Annotated in this window: 19 protein-coding genes and 1 pseudogene; 11 read left to right on the top strand and 9 right to left on the bottom strand. The window is 64.4% G+C overall.

Annotated features, from left to right (window positions below; translation table 11 throughout):
* Positions 1–4: 4 nt before the first annotated feature.
* From Q331_RS21790 to Q331_RS21775, 5 genes and pseudogenes are all read left to right on the top strand, one after another.
* Complete coding sequence (locus tag Q331_RS21790; protein WP_051631186.1) at positions 5–337, top strand: DUF6634 family protein; 333 nt, start codon at positions 5–7, stop codon at positions 335–337.
* Positions 334–2,022, top strand: coding sequence for an AAA family ATPase (locus Q331_RS23130; protein WP_051631185.1), 1,689 nt, complete (start codon positions 334–336; stop codon positions 2,020–2,022). Before Q331_RS21790 ends, Q331_RS23130 begins: the two co-directional genes overlap by 4 nt.
* Entirely contained in the window at positions 2,019–2,210 is a 192-nt protein-coding gene (locus Q331_RS23755; protein ID WP_156953365.1) for a hypothetical protein, read from the top strand. The genes Q331_RS23130 and Q331_RS23755 overlap by 4 nt, the downstream gene beginning before the upstream one ends.
* Before the next feature lie 318 nt (positions 2,211–2,528).
* On the top strand, positions 2,529–2,864 hold the full coding sequence (locus Q331_RS21780; protein WP_051631184.1) for a hypothetical protein: 336 nt from the start codon (positions 2,529–2,531) through the stop codon (positions 2,862–2,864).
* A 300-nt stretch (positions 2,865–3,164) separates the two neighbouring features.
* Positions 3,165–4,928: pseudogene (locus tag Q331_RS21775) on the top strand (DEAD/DEAH box helicase family protein); the annotation flags it as partial.
* A gap of 1,027 nt (positions 4,929–5,955) precedes the next feature.
* Here Q331_RS21775 and Q331_RS0114295 read toward each other — a convergent pair.
* From Q331_RS0114295 to Q331_RS0114280, 4 genes are all read right to left on the bottom strand, one after another.
* Entirely contained in the window at positions 5,956–7,605 is a 1,650-nt protein-coding gene (locus tag Q331_RS0114295) for a hypothetical protein (protein WP_034492362.1), read from the bottom strand.
* A 130-nt stretch (positions 7,606–7,735) separates the two neighbouring features.
* Positions 7,736–9,526, bottom strand: a complete 1,791-nt coding sequence (locus tag Q331_RS0114290) for a PhoX family protein (protein WP_026381246.1) — start codon at positions 9,524–9,526, stop codon at positions 7,736–7,738.
* Between the two features lie 349 nt (positions 9,527–9,875).
* Complete coding sequence (locus Q331_RS0114285) at positions 9,876–10,799, bottom strand: nickel/cobalt transporter (protein ID WP_169738516.1); 924 nt, start codon at positions 10,797–10,799, stop codon at positions 9,876–9,878.
* 277 nt (positions 10,800–11,076) lie between these two features.
* Positions 11,077–12,138 (bottom strand): zinc ABC transporter substrate-binding protein, encoded by a 1,062-nt coding sequence (locus Q331_RS0114280; protein WP_026381244.1) that lies wholly within the window; start codon positions 12,136–12,138, stop codon positions 11,077–11,079.
* 222 nt (positions 12,139–12,360) lie between these two features.
* Between Q331_RS0114280 and Q331_RS0114275 the strand changes: the two genes are divergently transcribed.
* Positions 12,361–13,107 carry an ATP-binding cassette domain-containing protein gene (locus Q331_RS0114275; RefSeq protein WP_026381243.1) on the top strand — a complete coding sequence of 249 codons (747 nt, stop codon included), beginning with the start codon at positions 12,361–12,363 and terminating at the stop codon, positions 13,105–13,107.
* A complete protein-coding gene (locus Q331_RS0114270; protein ID WP_026381242.1) occupies positions 13,107–13,904 on the top strand; it encodes a metal ABC transporter permease in 798 nt (265 codons plus the stop codon). Before Q331_RS0114275 ends, Q331_RS0114270 begins: the two co-directional genes overlap by 1 nt.
* Positions 13,905–14,067: 163 nt before the next feature.
* Here Q331_RS0114270 and Q331_RS0114265 read toward each other — a convergent pair whose 3' ends face one another.
* From Q331_RS0114265 to Q331_RS0114255, 3 genes are all read right to left on the bottom strand, one after another.
* Entirely contained in the window at positions 14,068–15,384 is a 1,317-nt protein-coding gene (locus tag Q331_RS0114265) for an amidohydrolase family protein (RefSeq protein ID WP_034492340.1), read from the bottom strand.
* Positions 15,385–15,775: 391 nt separating this feature from the next.
* The gene (locus Q331_RS21770) at positions 15,776–16,909 is read right to left on the bottom strand and encodes a CobW family GTP-binding protein (protein WP_210164966.1); all 1,134 of its coding nucleotides are present in this window, start codon (positions 16,907–16,909) and stop codon (positions 15,776–15,778) included.
* A gap of 33 nt (positions 16,910–16,942) precedes the next feature.
* The gene (locus Q331_RS0114255) at positions 16,943–17,344 is read right to left on the bottom strand and encodes a Fur family transcriptional regulator (RefSeq protein ID WP_281173910.1); all 402 of its coding nucleotides are present in this window, start codon (positions 17,342–17,344) and stop codon (positions 16,943–16,945) included.
* Positions 17,345–17,555: 211 nt separating this feature from the next.
* Here Q331_RS0114255 and folE point away from each other — a divergent pair, with 211 nt between their 5' ends.
* Both folE and hisI read left to right on the top strand, forming a co-directional pair.
* Positions 17,556–18,182 (top strand): GTP cyclohydrolase I FolE, encoded by a 627-nt coding sequence (gene folE, locus Q331_RS0114250; protein WP_026381239.1) that lies wholly within the window; start codon positions 17,556–17,558, stop codon positions 18,180–18,182.
* Positions 18,182–18,658, top strand: a complete 477-nt coding sequence (gene hisI, locus Q331_RS0114245) for a phosphoribosyl-AMP cyclohydrolase (protein WP_026381238.1) — start codon at positions 18,182–18,184, stop codon at positions 18,656–18,658. The genes folE and hisI overlap by 1 nt, the downstream gene beginning before the upstream one ends.
* A 96-nt stretch (positions 18,659–18,754) precedes the next feature.
* Here hisI and Q331_RS0114240 read toward each other — a convergent pair whose 3' ends face one another.
* Positions 18,755–19,990 (bottom strand): GTP-binding protein, encoded by a 1,236-nt coding sequence (locus tag Q331_RS0114240; protein ID WP_026381237.1) that lies wholly within the window; start codon positions 19,988–19,990, stop codon positions 18,755–18,757.
* A gap of 134 nt (positions 19,991–20,124) precedes the next feature.
* On the opposite strand from Q331_RS0114240, the gene Q331_RS21765 reads away from it, so the two are divergent.
* Positions 20,125–20,574: a nuclear transport factor 2 family protein gene (locus Q331_RS21765; RefSeq protein ID WP_034492338.1), complete on the top strand. Its 450-nt coding sequence runs from the start codon at positions 20,125–20,127 to the stop codon at positions 20,572–20,574.
* Between the two features lie 209 nt (positions 20,575–20,783).
* Complete coding sequence (locus Q331_RS0114230) at positions 20,784–21,716, top strand: IS110 family RNA-guided transposase (RefSeq protein ID WP_026381236.1); 933 nt, start codon at positions 20,784–20,786, stop codon at positions 21,714–21,716.
* 118 nt (positions 21,717–21,834) lie between these two features.
* Here the strand turns inward: Q331_RS0114230 and Q331_RS24060 are convergent.
* Positions 21,835–22,047: hypothetical protein (locus tag Q331_RS24060; protein WP_210164965.1), on the bottom strand; the 213-nt coding region annotated here is incomplete at its 5' end.

Here is a 22,047-nt window from a genome sequence, read left to right as displayed (position 1 = left end):
TGCCATGCATATCCTCGAACCGCAGGGCTTCACCACGCCGCTTGGCCGCGATCTGGAACGCGCCGAGGGTCTCGTTGCAGACCTCCGTGCCCTGCATGCAGGCCGGATTCCGACGCCGCAGGACCTCATTAACGCGCCACTCATCGATCGGTGGTCGTTCGTCACCGTCCCCGGCACGGCGCTCGTTGGCCATGTCTTTGGTCATCCACTTCTCGGCACGCGCGAAGTCCTGACTTCAACCGTCTGGGTCGCCGCGCCCGGGCATGGCTTCGTCAGGACGCTCTCCCGCTACTACCGCCTGGGCCTGCCCGCCGACGAGACGGAGGTCGTCTCATGAACGACGACAAGAAAGGGAAGAAAAGCGCGCTTTCCGAATTTGTGAGGCGTCCCGGTCCTGCTGACGACGACGGCGACCCGCCTTCCCCGGTTTGGCCCGACCCGGATCCTGACGGCCGGGAGCGGCGAGAGCGAAGGTGGTTCCGGCGCGAGAAAGCGGCCAAGGAGCGGCGGCATCTTCCGGATCTCGCCGAATTGCTCTTGGGAATGCCATTCTTTGGCAACGATCTTGCAGCGGACGTTCAGACCTGGGCGGAGCGCGTCTACCAGCTCATCCCGGAAGACGACCGCGGGAACCACCAGGCGCTGCGCCACCATCTGACGCTCCTCACCGTTTCCGCTAGCCTTGACGATCTGAAAGAAGCCTCGGAGGCCTTCCGGCATGCCGGGAAGCTGAAACGTATCAACGCATCAGAGGCCGCAATGCGGCTCGACTACTATCGCGCCTGTGTTGGCGACCGGCACACGCCGTGGCGGATTGCCGGAGAGGCGATCTCGCGCGCGCACGACCGAAAAACGCCGCAGGATCAGGCGCTCGACTACGCGATTGCCGCGGTCGGCTGGCTGCTTCATGCCGGGCGTTACGAGCCGATGGCCGCGGACCGGCTCGCCCGGCAGCCTTACCGTCCGCGATCGAGTTTCCGGAATGACGCTACAGATCTCGGCCTCGATCTTTTGGAGCGAATTCTCAACGAGCGGGAACGGCGCCTCTACCGGCGTGTGGAGGCCTATTTCAAGCGGCTCTACGAACCGGACAGGGTCGGCATTTCATCGCCACCCGGCACCGGCAACGCCGGAGCTGGCGACCTCCGACCGGGAGAGCCGGGCGTCATCGTCTTCCGCGCCGTCGGCAATATCGAGACATCGCAGCGCGTGGCGAGAGAGTTCTCAAAACTCCTCAACAAGCGTCTGCGGCTAGCCCGGCGGCCCGACCTCGCGGTCGTGACCAAAGCTCTCGTCGATGAGTTTCCACATGCGGCGGATATTATTTCCGCGATCCTCTCCGAGCTGGTGCCGCTGGACATCGTCAGGCTCCGGCCGATCCTTCTCGTCGGCGAACCCGGCGCAGGCAAGACCCGCTTTGCAGAGCGGCTTTGCGATGCGCTCAATCTTCCGCACGAGACCTACTCCTGCGGCGGGGTTGCTGATGCCGCGCTCGGCGGAACGGCGAGGAGATGGATGTCGGCCGAGCCTTCTCTCCCGGTGAGCCTCATCCGTCGTTTCCGGCACGCATCGCCCGGCATCATCCTCGACGAAATCGAAAAGGTCGGGACGAGCCGCCACAACGGCAACGCCCTCGACGCCTTGCTGCCGATGCTGGAGCCGCTGTCGGCGGCACACTGGCATGACCCATACATCCAGGCGCCTGTAGACCTCTCGCATGTGGTCTGGATCGCCACGGCGAATGAACTCCAAAGCCTGCCGCCTCCTTTACGCGACCGCTTCCGGGTGTTCCGTTTCCCGGAGCCGGGACCGGAGCACCTTATTCCCCTCGCCGCCCGGCTGATGGCGGAGATCATCGTCGAGCGCGGTCTGGACCCGCGCTGGGCGATCCCGCTGGATGGTGAGGAACTCGAAGCGCTCCGCGCCGCATGGCCCGGCGGCTCCGTCCGCATCCTCCGGCGGCTGGTGGAACGCCTGCTGCTAGCGCGCGACAGATGGAAGGCCGAGGAAGAGGTGCAGTGAGCGGGCGCCATGCCGTGGCATCGATGCCGTATCAGCCGAACAGCGTCTGTGTCGGCTTCTTTCCAGCTGGCGTGTTCGCACCGTTCGGAAAAGTCGAACTCACCCTTTCGCTGTTCTGCCGGGGGCCGGAAGCAGCCCGGCCGCCAATAACGTGCCTGCACATCATCATGATTTGCGGATTTTTGTGACACGGCCCCGAGACAAGAGATTCAGACCTCTGCGCATGTGTTTCGAAAGCCAAGACATTCGTTACGCTACTCTACGCGGAGGATTCGACGCTCTGGATCTTTGTTCCGAAAGCCGAGATTTCCGATTCACTTCGTGCAGCAACTCACCATAAATTACGGGCACGTTGGCAGCACGTTGCGGTGCGATGGCGGCTCATTCCTGACATGGCGATAGGACTGGCGCCGCCAGCAGGCGGACCCAGAAAGAGGATGGCGTCGGGCGGCACCGCGTCATCGTCTCGCGTCACGCTGGACAGCCCGGCTGCGTAAGCTGAGGTCATGAGAAAGCCGAAGCCACGCCGCCCGGATGAGAAGGAAAAGCAGCGGGCCTACCGCGCCCGGCAGAAGGCGGAGCGGATCCCCTCGCGGGACGACGTCGCCCGCATTGTTCTGCACTGGGCGATCACCGGCGCCCTCGAGCCCGGCAAGGAGAAGCAGCTGACCGGCCTGCGCAAAATGGTCATCGAACGCCTGGTGGAGCAGGACTTCTCCGAGGAAGGTGCAAGGCGACGTTTCGACGATATCGTGGAGCGCTACAAGGATGGCTGGGACTTCCGCGCCAAACCCCATCTTCGGCGGGTCAGGCACGGGATTCCCGACGACGAACTGCCATGATTCCCCCCATTACTACCCGAAACGGCGTTACCAAGATCTTTGATTCAACGGCAAACGGCGTTGCGTCCGTCTGACCGGAGGTTGCACGCCTCTTCCGCGTCCATGGGCGCGCAGATCGCTCCCAATGCCAGCTGCGACAATTCCTCCGAAAAATGCTGGTAATCGACTTCCACCAAGCGCTTCGCTTGCCCCTCGAAAACTGATGTCGCACAGTCCTTCAGATTTACATCTTTGAAGCAGCGCCCTGTGGGCTTCGGGGGGAGCCATCTCCACCGGCATTTGTGATCGAGAGAGGGAAACGTGACGAAGCCTTTCTATGAACGGCCGATTCTGAACTCGCCCTACGCTCCGCCCACACGCCACCATGCCCTCAGTGAAGACGGTCAACCTCTTGAACAAATGCCACTCCTTGGCCGCCGTCGTTCGCAGTACGTCACCCCCGTGCCGAAGGCCCGGCGGAAACGGGCGACGGTCTCAGGACAGGACGAGCTGCGCTTCGGCGCGGATCAGGAGACGGACCAGGAATACAACCCCTCCCCGATCATCAACGAGATACGCGGGCACCTTGAGAGCTGGCGCAGGCTGTCAAATCCCGCGGACTGGGGCGTGACCGCCGCGACGCAGCGGCTCCTGCAGCACTGGCGGCATCATGAATTCGCGGGCGCGCGCCCGTTCTTCTGTCAGATCGAAGCCGTCGAAACCGCGATCTGGCTTGCAGAGGTGGCGAACCCCCGGGGGCAGCACGCCCATATCTTCCGGCATTTGAAGGAATCGAACGAGGAGGCGAATCCGGAGCTCACCCGCGTCGCCCTGAAGCTCGCCACCGGCGCAGGCAAGACGACCGTCATGGCGATGCTCATCGCATGGCAAGCGGTAAACGCCGCGCGCCAGCCGAACTCCTCGCGCTTCTCGCGCGGCTTCCTGATCGTTGCGCCCGGCATCACCATCCGGGACCGGCTGCGGGTCCTTCTGCCTTCCGATCCCGACAACTACTACCAGACAAGGGAGCTCGTTCCGCCTGAGATGATGACCGAGCTTCGCAAGGCGAAGATCGTCATTACGAACTATCATGCCTTTCAGCAGAGGGAACGTCTGGAGACGAACAAGGTCGGCCGCAGCCTCCTCAGCGGGTGGCGCGAGGCGCCGTTGATCACGCGGGAGACGGAGGGCGAGATGCTCGCCCGCGCCTGCGGCGATCTCCTGTCCTTGAAGAACGTCATCGTCATCAACGACGAAGCCCACCATTGCTACCGCGAGCGGCCGGAAACCGACGCAGACGCGGGGCTGAGGGGGGAGGAGAAACAGGAGGCGAAGGAGAACAACGAGGCCGCACGGCTTTGGATATCGGGACTGGAAGCGCTGAAGCGAAAGGTCGGCGTGCGCGATGTCTACGACCTTTCGGCGACACCGTTCTTCCTGCGCGGCTCCGGCTACGAGGAGGGGACCCTCTTTCCCTGGGTCGTCTCAGACTTCTCCCTCGTCGACGCGATCGAATGCGGCATCGTCAAACTGCCGCGGGTCCCCGTCTCCGACAATGCGGTGAACGCCGACATGCCCGTCTACCGCAACCTGTGGGACCATATCGGCAAGAAGATGCCGAAGAAGGGCGCGGCGAAATCCGGCGATCTCGACCCGCAGAAAATCCCGCCGCAGCTGGAGACGGCGCTCTACGCCCTCTACGGTCATTACGAGAAGGAGTTCGAGACCTGGAAGCGGGCTGGCATCGGCGTGCCGCCGGTCTTCATCGTCGTGTGCAACAACACCGCCTCCTCCAAGCTCGTCTACGAATGGATCTCCGGCTGGGACCGGGAGGTGGAAGGCGAGAACCAGAACATCCACCAGGGGCATCTGGCGCTCCTCCGCAACTATGATGAAAACGGCAACCGCCTGGAGCGGATGAACACGCTCCTCATCGATTCGAGCCAGCTTGAATCGGGCGAGGCGCTCGACGAGAATTTCCGCGATGCCGCAGCCGCGGAGATCGAGCAGTTCCGCAAGGAGAAGCTGCAGCGCGAGGGCGCCGCCAGCGGCGACATCTCCGACAGCGAGCTCCTGCGAAGTATTTGCTGTGATAGTGCGTGTAGGGCAGCCGCAGGGGCGTTTCCGGCCTCGGCCCGTCAGTCGATGGCAATCCGGCCGCGCGCGTCTTCCCGGAAGGTTCTGCCGTGGCGACTTGGGCGCCTCTTTCCATCCGAGCCATCTCACCGGTCCCGGCGGATGACTTTGAAGAAGGCATCGTACTCCTCGAGGAAATGTGCGCCCCACCGCGCCAGGGCCCGCCCCTCCGGCGTCAGCTTGTTGGATCGCCCGGCATAGAGCTTCACGCCGGCCTGTCGCTCAACACTTTGGATGTGTTCGGTGATGCGGCCCTTGCTCAGATTCAGGCTCAGCGCGACATCTGACCGGGTCTTCCCCTCATCGGCCGCCGACGCGCTGACGGCCTCGATCGCGGTTTTCAGGTGCTGCGGGCGCAGCGCCCAGATATCGCCGGCCTCAGCCTCTGCTGCCCTGGAACTTGCAGGTCCCGACTTCCGCGTTCCTGCCGGCTTTTTCGTAGCCATGACGCCCCCGTTCGGTTCTCCCGAACTGAAGCGAAAAAAGGTTTCCGGCGGCTGATCTCAGCGGGCTTCGCGATGCGACCGAAGCGCGCGGTCGGAGCAGCGAGGGAATGGCTGCTTCGCGCCCCAGTCGGTCGCCCGGGGAACTTGGCCATGGCCTCCGAGGGGACATGGCCGGGCGAGGGAGGTCGCTGCGACATACCCGCGTCGTTGGCGAGTTGCCGCTGCTACGACGGCCCAAACGCCGGGAAGCAGGAAGCACATTGAGCGCGCTGCAGGGGCAGCACAAGCCGAGCCTCCATCGCCTGCCGTGGAGTCGCGCATCGCGAGAGACACGCATTGGCCAGCCGCGGCCGCCTCCTCGAAATAGAGCCGAAAGACAGTGCGTGAATGGACCTGCGCGGCCCGGCTGCACGCGCTCGTCGCGACGGCCGCCTTCCTCAGCCAACTACGCCTGCGCGGCTTTCACGGTTTCATCCGGGCTAGGCAGTCAGTTGAGGCGTCGACGAGCCCGGCCGCTCCGGAGAGCGGGGTTACCAGCGCGCAACCGGCTCCCTGATGCCCGTCTCCTCGTCGATCTCCACCTCGCGATGGACATTCACGGCCGGGGCGAGATTGGCGTCGCGGCCTTTGACGAAATCCTGGTCCATGACGATGGTGCGATAGGCCTTATTGAGGGCCAGAGCGCGGGCGCGCGAGGGATAGAGGATGGTGGCGAGATCCTCGGTCATGGCCGCGAGCGCCGCCTCGTCCGGCTCGCCGTCCTCGCCGATGAAGGCCTGGATGATCTCGGCATTGTCGCGGAACTCATCGCCCGCCCCGTTCTCGGCAAGGTAGCGGGCATATTCGCTGGAGCCGTCCGGCCGCTTCGGATCGGGGATGCCCCTCAGCCCGTGCCGGCTCCAGTGGAACCAGCCGCCGAAGGGCTTCTCCAGCTTGCGCGCGAAGGCGAGCGTGGAATCGTCGTTGACGCCGATACCGCCGTGGCAGCCGATGCAGAACACCGTCTCCTCGAAACTCTGCGGCCTCAGCGTCCCGTCGCGATCCTCGATGAAGCCCTGCAGGCGCCACCCGGTGCCGTTGGCGATGCCGACTTCCCGGTTGCCGTCGAAGAGGCTGACGCGATCGGGGAAATCGTGGTCCTCCTTGATCTCCTCCAGCGCCCCGTCTTCAAGGTCGGCATAGGTCTGCCAGGCGGTCTTGCGCATGTAGCGCAGCTCCTTCAGGCGCGCCGCCATCCTCACCTCGCCGGCATCGTCGACATCGACGTAGCGCACCGTGTGCAGGAACTCCGTACCGAGCGGGAAGAGACCGGCGGCGAGCGGCGCCTTGCCCTCCTCCTGCAGCTTCTTGGCGCGACCGACATAGGACATGTCGCGCCCCTTCAGCGGCGCCCAGTCGAAGACGACCTTCTCGGCCGTGCCGAGGCTGCCGTCGCGGTCGAGATCGACGCCGAGCCCCTCCTCGTCGGCGGGCGCGATCCCAACGTCGCGGCGGGCGATCAGCGCTTCCACGACGGCAAGGTTGATCTCGTAGATCGCCTGATCCGGCTCACCGCTTGCGTTCTGGCGATAGGCCTCCGGCAGCCGGATCAGCACGTCGTCGGTGGAGCCTGAAGCCGGCGAGAAGCTGCCGGGCAGAGGCGTATAGGCGAAGGCCCGCCAGCCGGTCGGCGTGCCATCCGCAGCAATGTCGAAGCCCGCGTCGTCGAAGCGGAAATGGCAGTCCGGCGTGTAGCCGCCCCATGTGCCGTCGCCGTCGACATCCCATCCCGGCGGCACGTCGGCGAGCCGGTCGGCGAGGATCAGCGAACCGTCGGGCGCCTGGTAGTTGCTGGTGCGGATATAGGAGAGGATCTCCTCGTCGCCGATGGCGGCGACACGCCTGCGCCGGTCCTCAAAGAGGTTCGACCACGGGTTTGAAAGCGCCGGACCGGGAAAGGCGTAGGAGAGCTGCAGGTCCGGATCGTTGATGAAGTTCGGCCGGCGAGCCCGCAGATGGCAGGTGAAGCACGGATTGTGCGCCCGCCCGGCGTCGTCGAGCGTCCTGGTGTAGCATTGCGGGGGGATATAGGCGGTCCGGTTGTGGAGGAAGCCGCCGAGGCTGCTGTCGCCAAAGGCCGGGCCGGCCAGGCCGGCGGCGGTCAACGCGAGAATGAGCGAGCTGACGAAGCGAGGGGACATCATCGATTCCTTGAGAGAGGCACCGGCACGGACGGCGCAGCCGCGGTAGAATCGGCCCGGCAGGAACGCCTGCCGAGCCTTGCTGCGGAGAGGCGGCCGCCAGGTCGTCACCGGCGGCCGCGCACCAGGGTCAGTTCGTCAGCGCCGGGAACGGGCCGATATAGCCGACATAGGCGCGGGCATCGGCGGGATCGGCGAGCTTGTCCTCGTCGGATTCCCCATAAGGGTGCTGCACCACCGCCATGATGTAACCGTGGCCGCCGACATTCGGATAGAAGTACGGCGAGGTCGTCTCCGAGCCGTAGGGCGTGGAGAAGATCCGCGTCAGCGAGCCGTCGGAGAGCTTGTAGGCCCAGATGACATCGTTCTGGTGGCCCGAGCCCGTATCTTCGCCGATGATGAGCGTGCCGAAGCCGTCCATGAAGGTGAGGTTGTCCGGGTTGGCGAGGCCGTCCATGTCGCAGGTGTTGCCGGCGAATTCATCGCCCTCGGCGTACTTGTGCGGCGTGCCGGCGACGAGGCCGTTCATCTCGCTCGCCACCCAGTCGGAGCCGATCTTGTCGTCGGAGCCGAGCGGCAGCGAATAGACGGCGCCGCAACCGTTGGCCGTCAGCCTGATGTCGTTGCTGCTGCCCTTCTCGTACTTGTCGGTCGGCTTGCCGCCCTTGGCGGCGTCTTCCATGCCGTTGCCGATCTCCGACATGGCGACGTAGAGCGTCTTCGTCGCCGGATCGAGGGCGATGCCTTCTTCCTTGCGGAATTCGGTGGTGGCGCCCTTCATGGAGGCGTAGCGGCGCGTCTCCAGCCGCGAGGCGATCTCCTCCATGCCATCCTTCACCTTCAGGCACTCGGCGCGGCCTTCCGCATTGGAGGGCGAGAAGCCCTCGGCGCAGCTGCCGTCGTCGGCGATGTCGGCCACCTCGAAGAGGTCGGAGAAGGTGACGCCGTCGGCAAGCGCCTTCGCCACGGCCGCCGTGTCGGAATGGCCGAGATCGACCCAGGAAAGGTCGGCCTTGCCGGCGCCTTCGCCCGAGGTCTGGTTCCACTTGGCGGCATAGAGCGTGCCGGCATCGAGCTTACCCGCCTCGTCGGCGACGAACATGAAGAGGCCGACATTGGTGCCGTCGTCGGAGATGTAGACGGTCTTCTCGTCCGGCATCACCTTGGCGAGTTCGACCGCCACGCGGCCCATCGCATAGTGCTTGTCGACCGTGTAGCTGCCGTCTTCCTTGACGGTGATCTCGGTCGGATAACCGTACTTGTAGGGATCGAAGCCCTTCTTGAACTCCTCAATGGAGGCGCTTGCCGGGTCGAGGCCGACATAGCGGATCATCGGCTTGTAGTAGTCGTCGATGTCGTCCATCGAGGTCGCTTCCTCGACGGCGCGGGCGTCGGGCGGATATTCCTCCGAGCCGAGATGCGTCTCCCAGGGCGTGAAGGAACCGGCGCACGGTACCCACAGGCCGCCAAAGCTTGAGAAATCGATCGCCTCGGTGGAGACCGGCGTCAGGTTGCCGGCATCATCCTGCTTCAGTTCCGACAGGTACATGGCACCCGGGCGGGATTCGAAGTGGGTGATGTTGAACAGCTTGTCGCCAACCGTCAGCAGCGAGGAGAAGTCGGCGTCGACGGAGATGTGGGTCGAGCCGTCCTCGTTCTTCACCGGTTCGCCGTTCTCGTCGACAAGCAGGCCGAAAGTGTTGTTGCCGATCTCGTCGCCACTGCGGGCGAGCACATGGTAAGCGATCTCATGGGTGTTGCCGTCGATTGTCACGGAAGGCGAGGCGACAGCTTCGCGCTTTTCCGCGTCGGTCTTGGCGGCTGCGATACCCGTGAACGTCAGTTCTCCCGCCATTGCGCTTGTCGCAACGAGTGCGACGGCCGTACCGGCGAGAAGTGATAAAGGCAGTTTCGTCTTCATGAGAGGCCTCCGAGACTTCACTTTCGCAGTGAAGCCATGGTGATTGCGAACGCGGCACGGAAACGACCGGCGAAGGCATCATCGTCTGGCGGCACGAACCTTTTTTGACAGGCTCGGGACTGTTCTGCCTATGTCCTTGAAAACGCCGCTTCATGCGAAAACGCCGCAGCCATCGCCTTGCTGCGCAGGACGAAAATGCCGTCGAGGTCGGCACTGCGGCGAAACGGATATGGTCTCGCAGCGGTGGCAACGTTGGCCGGCGAGTGGCTGAGGACGAAAGCGGAAACCAGCATGCTGACGGGAATGAGGCCCAGCGCTTTCTGGATCCATGGGGCAACCGCGGTGATGCTCAGTTCGCCAATGCGCCCGCGAGCATGACGGCTCCGAAAGCGAGGATCGTCAGCGCGCCTCCGATCTCCATCGCCCGGACCGCACCCGCGGCCCAGAAAGACCCGGTGCCCGCAGCGCGCAGGGCGGTCTGCCGCGCCATCGTCGCGAAGACGGCCAGGGCCGAGACCGTCAACCCGGTGCCGATGCCCATCGCGACCGTCGACAGCGCGCCCACCAGGAAGAGCTTCTGCGAAAGCGCGAACACCAGGACGATCAATGCGCCCGAGCAAGGCCGGACGCCGATCGCCAAGATTGTCGCCGCCACATGCGAGGCGCTCAGCGACTTGTTCAGCGTCTCGGGCTCGACGGTGTGGCGGCAGCCACATTGCGCGCCGTGACGATGGTGATCGCCGAGAGAAGAGGCGGCACCGTAGTGCTCGTGGTCGTGGTGGTGGTGATGATGGTGATCGCCGTGGTGGTGATCGGCGATCTCCGAAAGGTGCATCTGTCCGCCGCCCGCACCAGCCGCAACGAGCTCCTGCGGGGCGGGGCGGATTGCGGCAAGGGCGGGTGCCAGCGCCTTGCGCCACAGGAGCATGGCGCCGAGCAGCACGATGAGACTATAGCTTGCGAGGGCGATCGTGTCGGTGACACGCGTGATCGTCATCGCTGTGGCACGCAACAGCACCGTCGCGACCGCGACGAGGAGGATCGCCGAAAGCGCCTGCGTCAGCGCGGCGGCGAAGGAGATCGCCACGGCTCGCCGCGCGGTTTTTCCCGTCGCCACGAGGTAGGAGCTGATTACCGCCTTTCCGTGCCCCGGCCCCACGGCATGGAAAACGCCGTAGAGAAAACTCAATCCGATGAGCCACCAGCCTGCATGACGGTTGTCTGAGAATTGGCCGAGCGCAGCCGTGAGCCGCTTGTAGAAGGACGACTGCATCGCCATTGCCCAGTTGGCGAAGTCCTGGAAAGGCCCAACCCAGACGGTTCCAGCGGACGTGTCGGGGGTTGCAACGCCGAATGGGCTCGTTGCCGCCTGCGCGCCGGCAAGCATGGCGGCGGCGAGGATTGCAGACAGAACCGCTCGGGCGGCGATTGACCTTGGTCTCATGGACCCTCCGCAGAAAGCTCTGGAAGCAAGGGCTGTCAGACCCGCCAATCAGGAAGCACCACCTGACATAAACCCACCGGATCCATGCCAGGAGGCTTCTTCATGGTCAGCGGCAGGAGGTGAGACCGTCCGCGATCTCGTGGATCAGCTGCGGATAGAGGTCCGGCCCCGGCGTCAGATCGCTGCCGAGCGGGTCAAGAACGCCGATCGTGACGTCCGTTCCCTGAAACACGTTCTCCACCAGCCCCGGGTTGAACTGCGGCTCGGTGAAGACGCAGGCGATCTTCAGTTCGGCCACCTTGTCGCGGATCTCCGCAACGCGCGACGGGCTCGGATCGGAGGCATCGCCAAGGCGGATCGAGCCGGCTGCCGAGATGCCGAAACGGTTCTCGAAGTACTGGTAGGCGTCGTGGAAGACGATGAAGCTCGTGCCGCGGAAGCTCTCTAGCTCGCCGTCGATCTCGCCGATCAGCGCCTCCAGCTCCTTCTTGGCCTCAGCCGCGTTCGCCGCATAGGCGTCAGCATGCTCCGGGTCGAGATCGGAGAGATCGCCGGCGATCACATCGAGCCAGACCATGGCGTTCTGCGGGTCGAGCCAGGCATGCGGGTCGTGGCCATGATGCTCGTGCTCATGCTCGGCATGCGCTGTCTCGTCGTGGTGTTCCTCGCCTTCATGCTCATGGCCGGCATGCTCTTCATGCTCATGCTCATGGTCGGCGTGCTCCTCGCCTTCATGCTCATGGTCGGCGTGCTCTGCATGCTCATGATCTTCCGCGCCATGTGCCTCGTGATCATGGCTGTGCTTTTCGAACGTCGCACCCTCGCGGAATTCAAGCTCCGTGGTGCCCTCGGTTTCAAGCAGCTCCACGGATTTGGCATCGCCTGCAAGCGCTTCAATCGAGCGCTCGAGCCATGGCTCCAGCCCCTCCCCGACCCAGAAGACGATGTCGGCACGCTCCAGCGCCTCAGCCTCTTCGGGGCGAAGGGAGTAGCCGTGGGGGGATGCGCCTGGCTGCACGATCAGGTCGGGCTTGCCGACCCCTTGCATGACCTTCGCCACCAGCGAGTGGACGGGCGCGATGTCGACGGCGACCGAGGGTACGTCGGCAAGCGCTGCGTTGCTCAGCGCGACCACCGAGACCGCGGCAGCCAGGAAACTCATCCGCATGGGTATCTCCGTGTTATTGAATAACATGCGGAGCTGTCTTATACGTTATGTTATCACATATCAACGCCGGCAAGGGGAGGAGTTTGCCACGGCCATGACGGACACGCGAAAGAATGCCCACCGCGCACGAGGCCCCGCCGCGCCGTGCAAGGCAGAAATGAAGGGCAGCATCCATCGGCTTGAACGGAGAGGCTCTTGTGCGGCTCACTCCGACGAGGCCGTATGAGAATTGTCGAGACCGAAAGCCTGAATGTTCGCCTCGGCGGCAATCTCGTCCTGCGGGATGTTTGTTTCTCGATCCGCCGTGGCGAAATCGTTACCCTCGTTGGGCCAAACGGCTCGGGCAAATCGACCCTACTTCGGGTGATCATCGGCGCGCTTGTGCCGACATCGGGTTTGGTGCGGCGCAAGGAGGGACTGCGCATCGGCTACGTGCCGCAGCGGCTCCATATCGATCCCACCTTGCCGATGACCGTGAAGCGGTTCCAGGGCCTGCCTCGCAAGGTCGGCGAGAAGGCCGCGAAGGAGGCCTTGGAAGTGGCGGGCATTCCCGAACTCGCCGAGCGCCAGATGACCCGCCTTTCGGGCGGGCAGTTCCAGCGTGTCCTCCTGGCGCGCGCCCTGCTCGACAAGCCGGAGCTCCTCATCCTCGACGAGGCGACCCAAGGGCTCGACCAGCCGGGCTCGGCCGAGTTCTACCGGCAGGTGGAGGACGTGCGCCGCCGGCTCGGCTGTGCCGTCCTCATGGTCAGCCATGACCTGCATGTCGTGATGAGCGCCAGCGATCGCGTCGTCTGCCTCAACGGCCATGTCTGCTGCGAGGGCGAGCCGGAGCATGTGGCTTCGGCGCCGGAATACCGGGCGCTTTTCGGCGAGGGCACGCAGGGCGCGCTAGCGCTCTACCGCCACCACCACAGCCACAGCCAGGGCCGGAACGAGGCCGACGACCGATCGGAGGCAGCTGAATAATGCTCGACGATTTCCTGGTGCGCGCCGCCCTAGCGGGGCTCGGCGTTGCGATTGCGGCCGCACCTCTCGGCTGCTTCGTCGTCTGGCGAAGAATGGCCTATTTCGGCGACGCCACCGCACATGCCGCGATCCTCGGCGTCGCCATCTCGCTGGGTCTCTCGATCTCGATTTTCGCCGGGGTCCTCGTTGCCTCTGTGGCGATGGCACTCACCGTTTCCACGCTCAGCGGTCGTGGTTACGCGATGGACACGCTTCTCGGCGTCCTGGCGCATTCGGCCCTCGCTTTCGGGCTCGTCGGCGTTTCCTTCCTGAGCGGCATTCGCATCGACCTCATGGCCTATCTGTTCGGCGATATCCTAGCCGTCAGGCCGTTCGATCTCGCCGTCATATGGGCCGGCGCCGCGCTCGTGCTCGGGCTGATCGGCTGGCGATGGTCGGCCCTGCTGACGGCAACGCTGAATCCCGACCTGGCATATTCTGCCGGCCTCGATCCGAAACGCGAGGAGATGGTGCTGGTCCTCTCCCTCGCCCTCGTCATCGCCGTCGCAATCAAGGTCGTCGGCGTTCTCCTGATTGCGGCCATGCTGATCATCCCGGCAGCAGCGGCCAGGCCGTTCAGTCGCACGCCGGAGGCGATGACATTCATCGCCGCCGCCATCGGCAGCATATCCGCGCTCGGCGGGCTTCAGGCAGCGTATTCGTTCAACACGCCGACCGGACCGACGATCGTCAGCCTGGCCGCGATCCTGTTTGCGCTCTCGGCCGTGATGTCGGCCCTGCGCGCGGCGCCGAGATAGATCCCGGCGTGGGACGAGCCGCTGCCCAGCGTCCTCCCGCCCCTCCGGCCATCCGGCCGTTTCGACGGCATTCCCCCGGGCACTTGCGGTGCTGATCGCTCCGCGCTCGCGGGCGCCCCGCCGTCCGCCCCCATTTCTGCAGCGAGTCCGCAGGGCGCCGGCGTCAGCCGTCGGCGAGCGCCCAGGAGGCGTATTCCACGTCGATGACGTCCTTCTCGCTTCCCTTGCGGCGATCGACGTAGATCTTCCCTTCCTTCATCACCGCCTTGATGTTCTCGCGCGGCTGCAGGACGGTGATGTCCTCGGCGGGATTGCCGTCGACGAGAAGAAGGTCGGCGTACTTGCCGACGTCAAGCGTTCCGAGGTCCTCGTCCAGATGCACGGCTTCGGCTGCGTTCCGGGTGGTCGTGAGGATCGCTTCCATCGGCGTCATGCCGAGCTTCACATAGATCTCCAGCTCCATGGCGTTGCTCCCCATGTCGGGCTCCTGGCCCATGTCCGTCCCCATGAAGATCTTGACGCCTGCCTTTTGCATCGCCGCGAACGTCTCGAAGGTGAACGGCTGGATCTTCTTCATCTTGTCCAGCGTGAACTGAGGCGTGCCGATCGTCCGGCGGACCTCGATCGCATGATCGGTGCGATGCAGGAGGGTCGGGCAGACGGGGATGCCGTGGCTGACGATCGCCTCGATCATCTCGTCGCTGTGGAAGACCATGTGCTCGATGGTGTCGGCACCCGCCTCGATCGCCATCGCCTGCGACTGCGGCGTGAAACAGTGGATCGAACAGTAAGCGTGCTGGGCGTGCGCTTCGTCGCAGACGGCATTGAGCTCGTCCTGGGTGTGGTTGCGCACCTGCGGGCTCTCCTTGTCGGTGCCGCCCCCTCCCGAGGCGCAGGTCTTGAGCCAGTCCGCGCCCCTGAGGAGGTTCTGGCGCGCCAGTTTGCGCATCTCGTCGACGCCGTCCGCGGTGGCGGCAGGATTGCGCAGCATCGCACGCGGCAGGATCAGGTCGAGGTGCGATCCCGTCCCGACCGTGAAGGCGGAGACGATGATGCGCGGGCCGGCGAAGACGCCGAGGGCGATCGCGTCGCGCACCGCGATCGTGTGCTCGGTCAGAAGCCCGCGGGTCGACATCAAGCCTTCGTCGCGCAGTGTCGTGAAGCCCCGCTCGAAGCACAGCTGGGCATGAAACAACGCGTACAATTGCTGCAATTCGGGGCTCACCTCGAACTGGGCGACGCGGTAGTTGCGAAAGGTGAGAGTGTTGAACTGCGCGATGTGCAGGTGCAGGTCCATCATCCCCGGCATCGCGGTGAGGCCCGGCTCGTCGATGATCGTGGCATCCGGCGGTATCGTCACCTCCGATTGAGATCCCACCGCCGCGATGCGCTTTCCGTCAATGACGACGACACCGCGATCGATGACTGGCCCCCCGTTTCCGTCGATCAGTTTTCCGACCTTTACTGCCGTTTTTGCCACGTCTTCCTTCTCCCTTTTTTCTTCGCTCCTGCCGCTGCCTGCGGCCGGCCAGCCTCTAGGTTCAGCTCGGCCTCCCGGCTCGCCCTCATGACGCCGGCAGTCTTTGTTATGTTATAACGGGTGCTGGAATTCGTCCAGTCGGATTTCATTCTACGAAATGCGGTTGCGATATTGAGCCGAAATGCGTGCGACCACGACGCGCCGACGGCGTACGCAGGCGAGGCCTGGCCGCCCGAAAGCCGTAGGGAGGAGAGCTGTGGCGGACCGCGCAAGAGAGGCATCCGGCCCGAAGAAGCGGGCGCGCCCCGGCGATCCGGCGGTCCATTCAGAAAGGCAGCAGCAAGGTTCGCCGCCTCGAACGGCGGCGGCAGCTTGCCCGGAGAGCGCTTCCCTAGAGGGTTGAAGCGCCCTTGTCCGCGCCAGCGCGCTCCTTGACGGAACCCGACGCCAGAAACCCGAAGCTATCCTGCAGGAAATCGGGCGTCAGATCCCGGCCGATGAGAACGATCTTCGACCGGCGATCGTCGGGGGGCCAGTCCTTGAGCAGCATCGGTGGATGGAACACGTGCTGGACGCCGTGAAGGACGAACGGCCCCGGCATGCCCTTCACGTGGATGAGGCCCTTCATGCGCAGCAGGTCCGGCCCGCGCAGCGAGAGAAGCGCCGTCAGCCAGACATCGAAGGTCAATGCGGGGATCGGCTCGTCGACCGTGTAGGAAACGGCCGAAATCCGGTCGTCGTGCCGGTTCGGATCATGATCGTGGCCGTGGTCGTGGACGTGGTCGTGGTGTTCGTGCCCGTCGTGAGCGTGGTGGTGATCGTGGTGGTCATGGCCGTGCTCAGGATAGGCTTCGGCCCTGAGCCAATCCTGCACTTGCGGGGTCTTGCTCGACGGATCGTAGAGCCCGGCGTCGAGGATGGATGCGGGATCGACCGCTCCGTTGTAGGCCCGGATGATCGGAGCTCCCGGATTGAGCGCCCTCAGGCGCCTTTCGAGCGCATACACGCAGGCAGGCTCGACGAGATCGACCTTCGTCACGAGCAGCCGGTCGGCGACCGCGGCCTGCTTGACTGCCTCGAACTGGCTGTCGAGCGTCGCCAGGCCGGCAGCCGCATCGACCGTCGCGATCACGCTCTCCAGTCGGAACGAAGTCAACAGTGCATGGTCGGTTATCAGCGTCTGCAGGATCGGAGCGGGATCTGCGAGGCCCGTCGTCTCGATGATGACCCGGTCGAATGCGATCTCGCCTCTTTCCCGCTGCTCCAGCATGCCGCGAAGCGTCTTCATGAGATCGCCCCGGATGGTGCAGCAGAGACACCCCGACTGGAGCAGGACGAGCTTCTCCGTGCTCGATTCGACGAGTTGATGATCGAGGCCGATCTCGCCGAACTCGTTGATGACCACGGCCGTATGCGCCGTGCGCGGCTGGCGAAGCAGGTAGTTGAGGATCGTCGTCTTGCCGCTGCCGAGAAAGCCGGTCAGCAGGCAGATGGGTGTGACTTCGATCGAAGGGGCGGGGTTCACTGGGATACTCTCGTCGCAGGAGGAATGGAGGGGTCAGCTGGCGGCGGGCTTCGTCTCCAGCTCCAGGCAGCTCGCGCATGTGCCCTGGAGCTCGATGACCCGCCTGCCGATATGGAAGCCGAGAGAGGCCGCGTCGCGCTCCAGAAGAGCCTCCAGCTTGGCGTTCTCCAGCTCCGCCGAGAGGCCGCAGCTGTCGCAGATGAAGAAGACGCGCGGCAGATCGCTGTCGGCGTGGGTGGACGGGACAAAGGCGCTCTTCGTCGCGATCCGGGAGACGAGCCCCTGCTCCACCAGGAAATCCAGCGCCCGGTACACCGTCGGGGGCGACAAGCGTCGACCCAGCCTCATTTCCAGTTGTCGCAGGAGTTCATATGCCCGCATCGGCTGATCGGCTTCCAGGAGACTTTCCAGAACCATCCAGCGGTTCTTCGTCATCTGGAGCCGGCGCTGCCGACACAACGTTTCGGCTGCCCTCAGGCCTGCCGTGACGGCTTGCGGCCTGCGGCAGGAGAGTTTGTCCTGAAGCATGGCATCCACCGGCCCGCCTCCTTCCCCCACATGTAGCAACACTTATTGATATGTTATAACGTTGCATGCTAGGAAACAAGTCCAACCTTCGGAGTTTCCGATCGACATGAGCCTGGCAATGAAACATGCGGCAATCCCGCAAGAGCAGAAGTCCCGGCGCGCTCGCCCCGACCGCGCCGATGTGGAAGCGGCCGTTCGGCTGCTCATCGAATGGACGGGAGACGATCCCGATCGCGAAGGGCTGGTCGATACGCCGGCGCGCGTCGTGCGCGCCTTCGAGGAGTTCTTCGAGGGCTACGACACCGATCCGGTCGAGCTGCTCAGTCGCACCTTCGAGGAGACGAACGACTACGACGACATGATCGTGCTTAGGAACATGCGGCTGGAATCGCATTGCGAGCACCACATCGTGCCGATCATCGGCAGAGCGCATGTCGCCTACCTGCCGGCGAACCGGGTCGTCGGCATCAGCAAGCTCGCGCGTCTCGTCGAGGTCTATGCCAAGCGCCTGCAGATCCAGGAGACGCTGACCTCGCAGATCGCCGACACGATCGATGAGGTGCTGCGCCCGCGCGGCGTCGCCGTCGTCATTGAGGCGGCGCATATGTGCATGACGACGCGCGGCGTGAAGAAGCCGGGCGTCACAATGGTGACCCGGCGCTTCATCGGCGCGTTCAAGGCGGACGCCGAGCTGCGCCGCGAGTTCCTCACCTCGCTCGCCGTTCCTAGCGAGAGCTTCGGCTGATGGCCGCGCCAAGCCCGTTTGCACAGCGTCTCTCCGTCGAGCAGGTGGAGGAAGGCAGCGCCTTTGCGCCGAAATTCGGGCCGGACGGGCTGATCCCCGTCGTCACCACCGATGCCGATACGGGCGAGGTCCTGATGATGGGCGTCATGAACGAGGAAGCGCTTCTGAAGACGATCGAGACGGCGGAGGCGCATTACTGGAGCCGGAGTCGCAATTGCCTCTGGCACAAAGGCGCTACAAGCGGCCTCATCCAGAGGGTGGTGGAGATCAGGGTGGACGACGACCAGGACGCAATCTGGCTGCGCGTGACGGTGACCGGCGGCGCCAGCTGCCACGTGGGTTATCGCTCCTGCTTCTACCGCAAAGTGCCGCCGAAGCCGCTGGAACGACCGGTTCCGCTGGCCTTCACCGAGGCGGAGAAGGTCTTTGATCCGAAGCAGGTCTACGGCGACGCCCCCAATCCGACGAAGCTCTAGGTCCGTGAACTCATACGAGGGGAGAGCGGTCCGGCATTCCAGGCGCCGGGCCGCCCTTTTTTAGCCCAGCGCCCGCATCCAGCTGCGGCTCGCGAGTCATGCCGCGCTGGAGCGCTCCCAGACCGGGAAGGGATCCGTCAGGCCCTTGTAGGCTTGCGGGTCGAACTCATCGTCCTCGAGCGGATCGACGAGGCAGCGTTCCAGCATCGCGGTGATGCGCTCGCGGCTCATCTCTCCCAGCATGCCGATGAAGACGATCTCCTGGCGCCGGTCGCCATAGACGGGATCGAACATCCCCTTGATGCGCTCGCGCAGCTCGTCATCCGAGGGCCAACGCTGTTCCGGCACGACCGCCCACCAATATCCGAGCGGCTTCACCGTTGCCGCGGCGCCGGCCAGGCTGAACTCGCCCACCATATGCGCACGCGTAGCCAGCCAGAAATGTCCCTTGGCGCGGATGACGCCGGGCAGCGGGGTCTGCAGGAATTCGTTGAAGCGCTCCGGATGAAGCGGGCGCCGCTCGCGCCAGACAAAGCTTGTCACGCCGTATTCCGCGTCTTCCGGCACATGGTCGGCAAAGCCATAGAGCTCCTTGAACCACATCGGATGCTGGTGGGCGCGCTCGAAATCGAAAAGGCCCGTATCGAAGAGATCCTCCGAGGAGACCCTGCCCCAGTCGGTCTCGATCAGCTTCGCATCCGGATTGAGCCCATGCACGATGGCACGGGTGGCCTCGCGCTGCTCGGGCGTGGCGTCGGAGAACTTGTTGAGGACGATGACGTCGGCGAATTCGATCTGGTCGACGAGGAGGTTGACGAGCGTGCGCTCGTCGCCATCGCCGGCCGTCTCGCCCCTGTCGGCGAGAAAGTCGGCCGAGCCGTAGTCGCGCAACAGGTGCATGGTGTCGATCACCGTCACCATGGCATCGAGCCGGGCGATATCGGAAAGGCTCTCGCCCTCCTCGTCGCGGAACTCGAAGGTGGCGGCGACCGGCAAGGGCTCCGAAACACCGGTGCTCTCGATCAGGAGATACTCAAAGCGCCCGTCCTCGGCGAGCCGCCGCACTTCCTTGAGAAGGTCGTCGCGCAAGGTGCAGCAGATGCAGCCGTTGGTCATCTCCACCAGCTTCTCTTCAGAGCGGTTGAGCACCGTCTCCTCGCGCACGAGGTCGGCGTCGATGTTCACCTCGCTCATGTCGTTGACGATGACAGCGACGCGCCGTCCCTCGCGGTTGTTGAGGACGTGGTTGAGGAGCGTGGTCTTGCCGGAGCCCAAAAAGCCCGACAGCACGGTGACCGGCAGGCGCTTGTCGTTGGATCGGGATTGCAGCATCATTTCTCAACGTTATGTTATAACATAATGATTAATACCGGCCTGCAGCGCCCGCTGTCAAGGCGGCGAACCGAACGAAGTCAGCAGCATTGCCCGTCGGCAGAAGGCGTCGAGGTCGAGAGACGAGGTTGGACATGCGCAGTTTCACGACGAACGGAACCACGTCAGAGGCAGGCGATCCGGAAACGGAGCCGGAATCCGCCGCGCTCGCCGCTGCCCGAAAAGCGTTGTTTCGATGGGCGGAGGTGCTCTCGTCGGGGAGGCTAGAGGACGTCCTCGCCCTCTATGCGCCGGATGCGATCCTCGTGCCGACGCTTTCCAACGAGATCCGCGGCCGTGAGGAGGAGCGTCGGCACTATTTCGAGAGCTTCCTTTCCAACGGCAGCCCACGTTGCGACATCGATCGCCAGAGGTCCCGGGCAAGCCACAAACTCAGCACGGTGGTCATCGGCGGGCTCTACACGTTCCGCTTTCCGCGCCAGGCAGGCGAGGAGACGGTCGAAGCCAGGTTTCTCTTCACTTTCGAGGAGATCGAGGGACGCTGGCTCATTACCGGGCACCATTCCTCGAGGCTCTTGTCTTAATCCAGGCCCCGGTTCCCGTGCGATACGGGAGCTGCTTCCCGGCACCCCAAATATGCCGGGAAGCAGCGGGGGGCCGGGCCGTTATGGAGGTGGTCTCATCAGGGCCGGTCAGTAGTTTGGTCACCCCCCGCTTTTCGCATGTCCTGAACGGATACCTGGGGAACGGTCTGCCCGTTGCCCCGCATGACAAGGCCAGGAGACGAAAAGCAATGAACGATACCATCGGTGTGGACATTTCCAAAGCCAGTCTCGAAGTCTGGCGCCTTTCCGACCGCAGGCACATGCGGTTTTCGAACGACACGGACGGGCTCAAGGCGCTCTGCAAATGGCTCGGGGCCGATCCGGTCCGTGTCATCTACGAGGCGACGGGACGCTTTCATCGCGACCTCGAGGCGGCGCTGTCGAAGGCGGGACACGGGCCGGTCAAGGTCAATCCCTCGCGCGCGCGTCGCTACGCGCAGGCGACCGGGAACATCGCCAAGACCGACCGCGTCGATGCCAAGATGCTCGCGCATATGGGATCGACGCTGGCGCTCGAACCGACGCCCGTCCGCAGCAAGAGCATGCATGAAATCAAGGAGCTGCATGTCGCACGCGTGGCTCTGATCAAGGATCGCACCGCCTGCAGGAACCGACTGGACACGGCGCGCAACAGGATGGTCGTCGCCCAGCTCAAGGCACGGGAACGGCAAATCGACAGGCAGATCGACCAGATCGACGCCGAGCTGGTCCGCCTGATCAAGGCCGACCCCGAACTGGCCCGGCGCTACGAGATCCTGATGTCCATACGCGGCATCGGACCGGTGGCCGCGACGGCGATGATCGTGGACATGCCCGAGCTCGGCACGATGACCCCGAAAGAGGCCGCGAGCCTGGCCGGTCTCGCCCCGGTCACCCGGCAGTCGGGGAGCTGGAAGGGCAAGGCCCGCATCTTCGGCGGTCGCCACGGGCTGCGCACCTTGCTGTTCATGCCGGCCGTCATCGCAACCCGATACAACGCGCCGCTCAGGAAAATCTACCTCGCGCTCTACAAGGGTGGAAAGCCCTGGAAGGTCGCGATCACGGCGGTGATGCGCAAGCTCATCGTCCTCGCCAACGCCCTGATCCGGGACGACCGGAAATGGGCCGAAATTGCCCCTTGATCGAAACGGATACTACTACTGAAATGGTCGAGGAGCATCACCTTCGTAAGGCAGACGACAGCGCAGGTCAGCCGCCGCTGCCGGGATCTGCGGCAAATCGTGCTGCTTGTCAAAAGAACTAAGCTTCATTTGTCAGAATTCGTTCGACCCTGACCCCGCGGCGTTCTTCATTCCGTGCCACCTCGGAGAGGCGCGGAAGAGCGCGCCAAGCTGCGGCTCCCAGCAAGGAGTGCGCATCTAGAGCATCTTCGATGAACTTAGAGTCGGTTTGAGGCTTCACGCGGTCTGGCTTGTCTGATTCGATGCTGCTGGTGATTTGCCAGGAGGTGAA

Origin of the sequence: Afifella pfennigii DSM 17143, from assembly GCF_000688515.1 — a bacterium.
Taxonomy (GTDB): Bacteria; Pseudomonadota; Alphaproteobacteria; order Rhizobiales; family Afifellaceae; genus Afifella; species Afifella pfennigii.
This window is presented reverse-complemented; position numbering and strand designations above follow the sequence as displayed.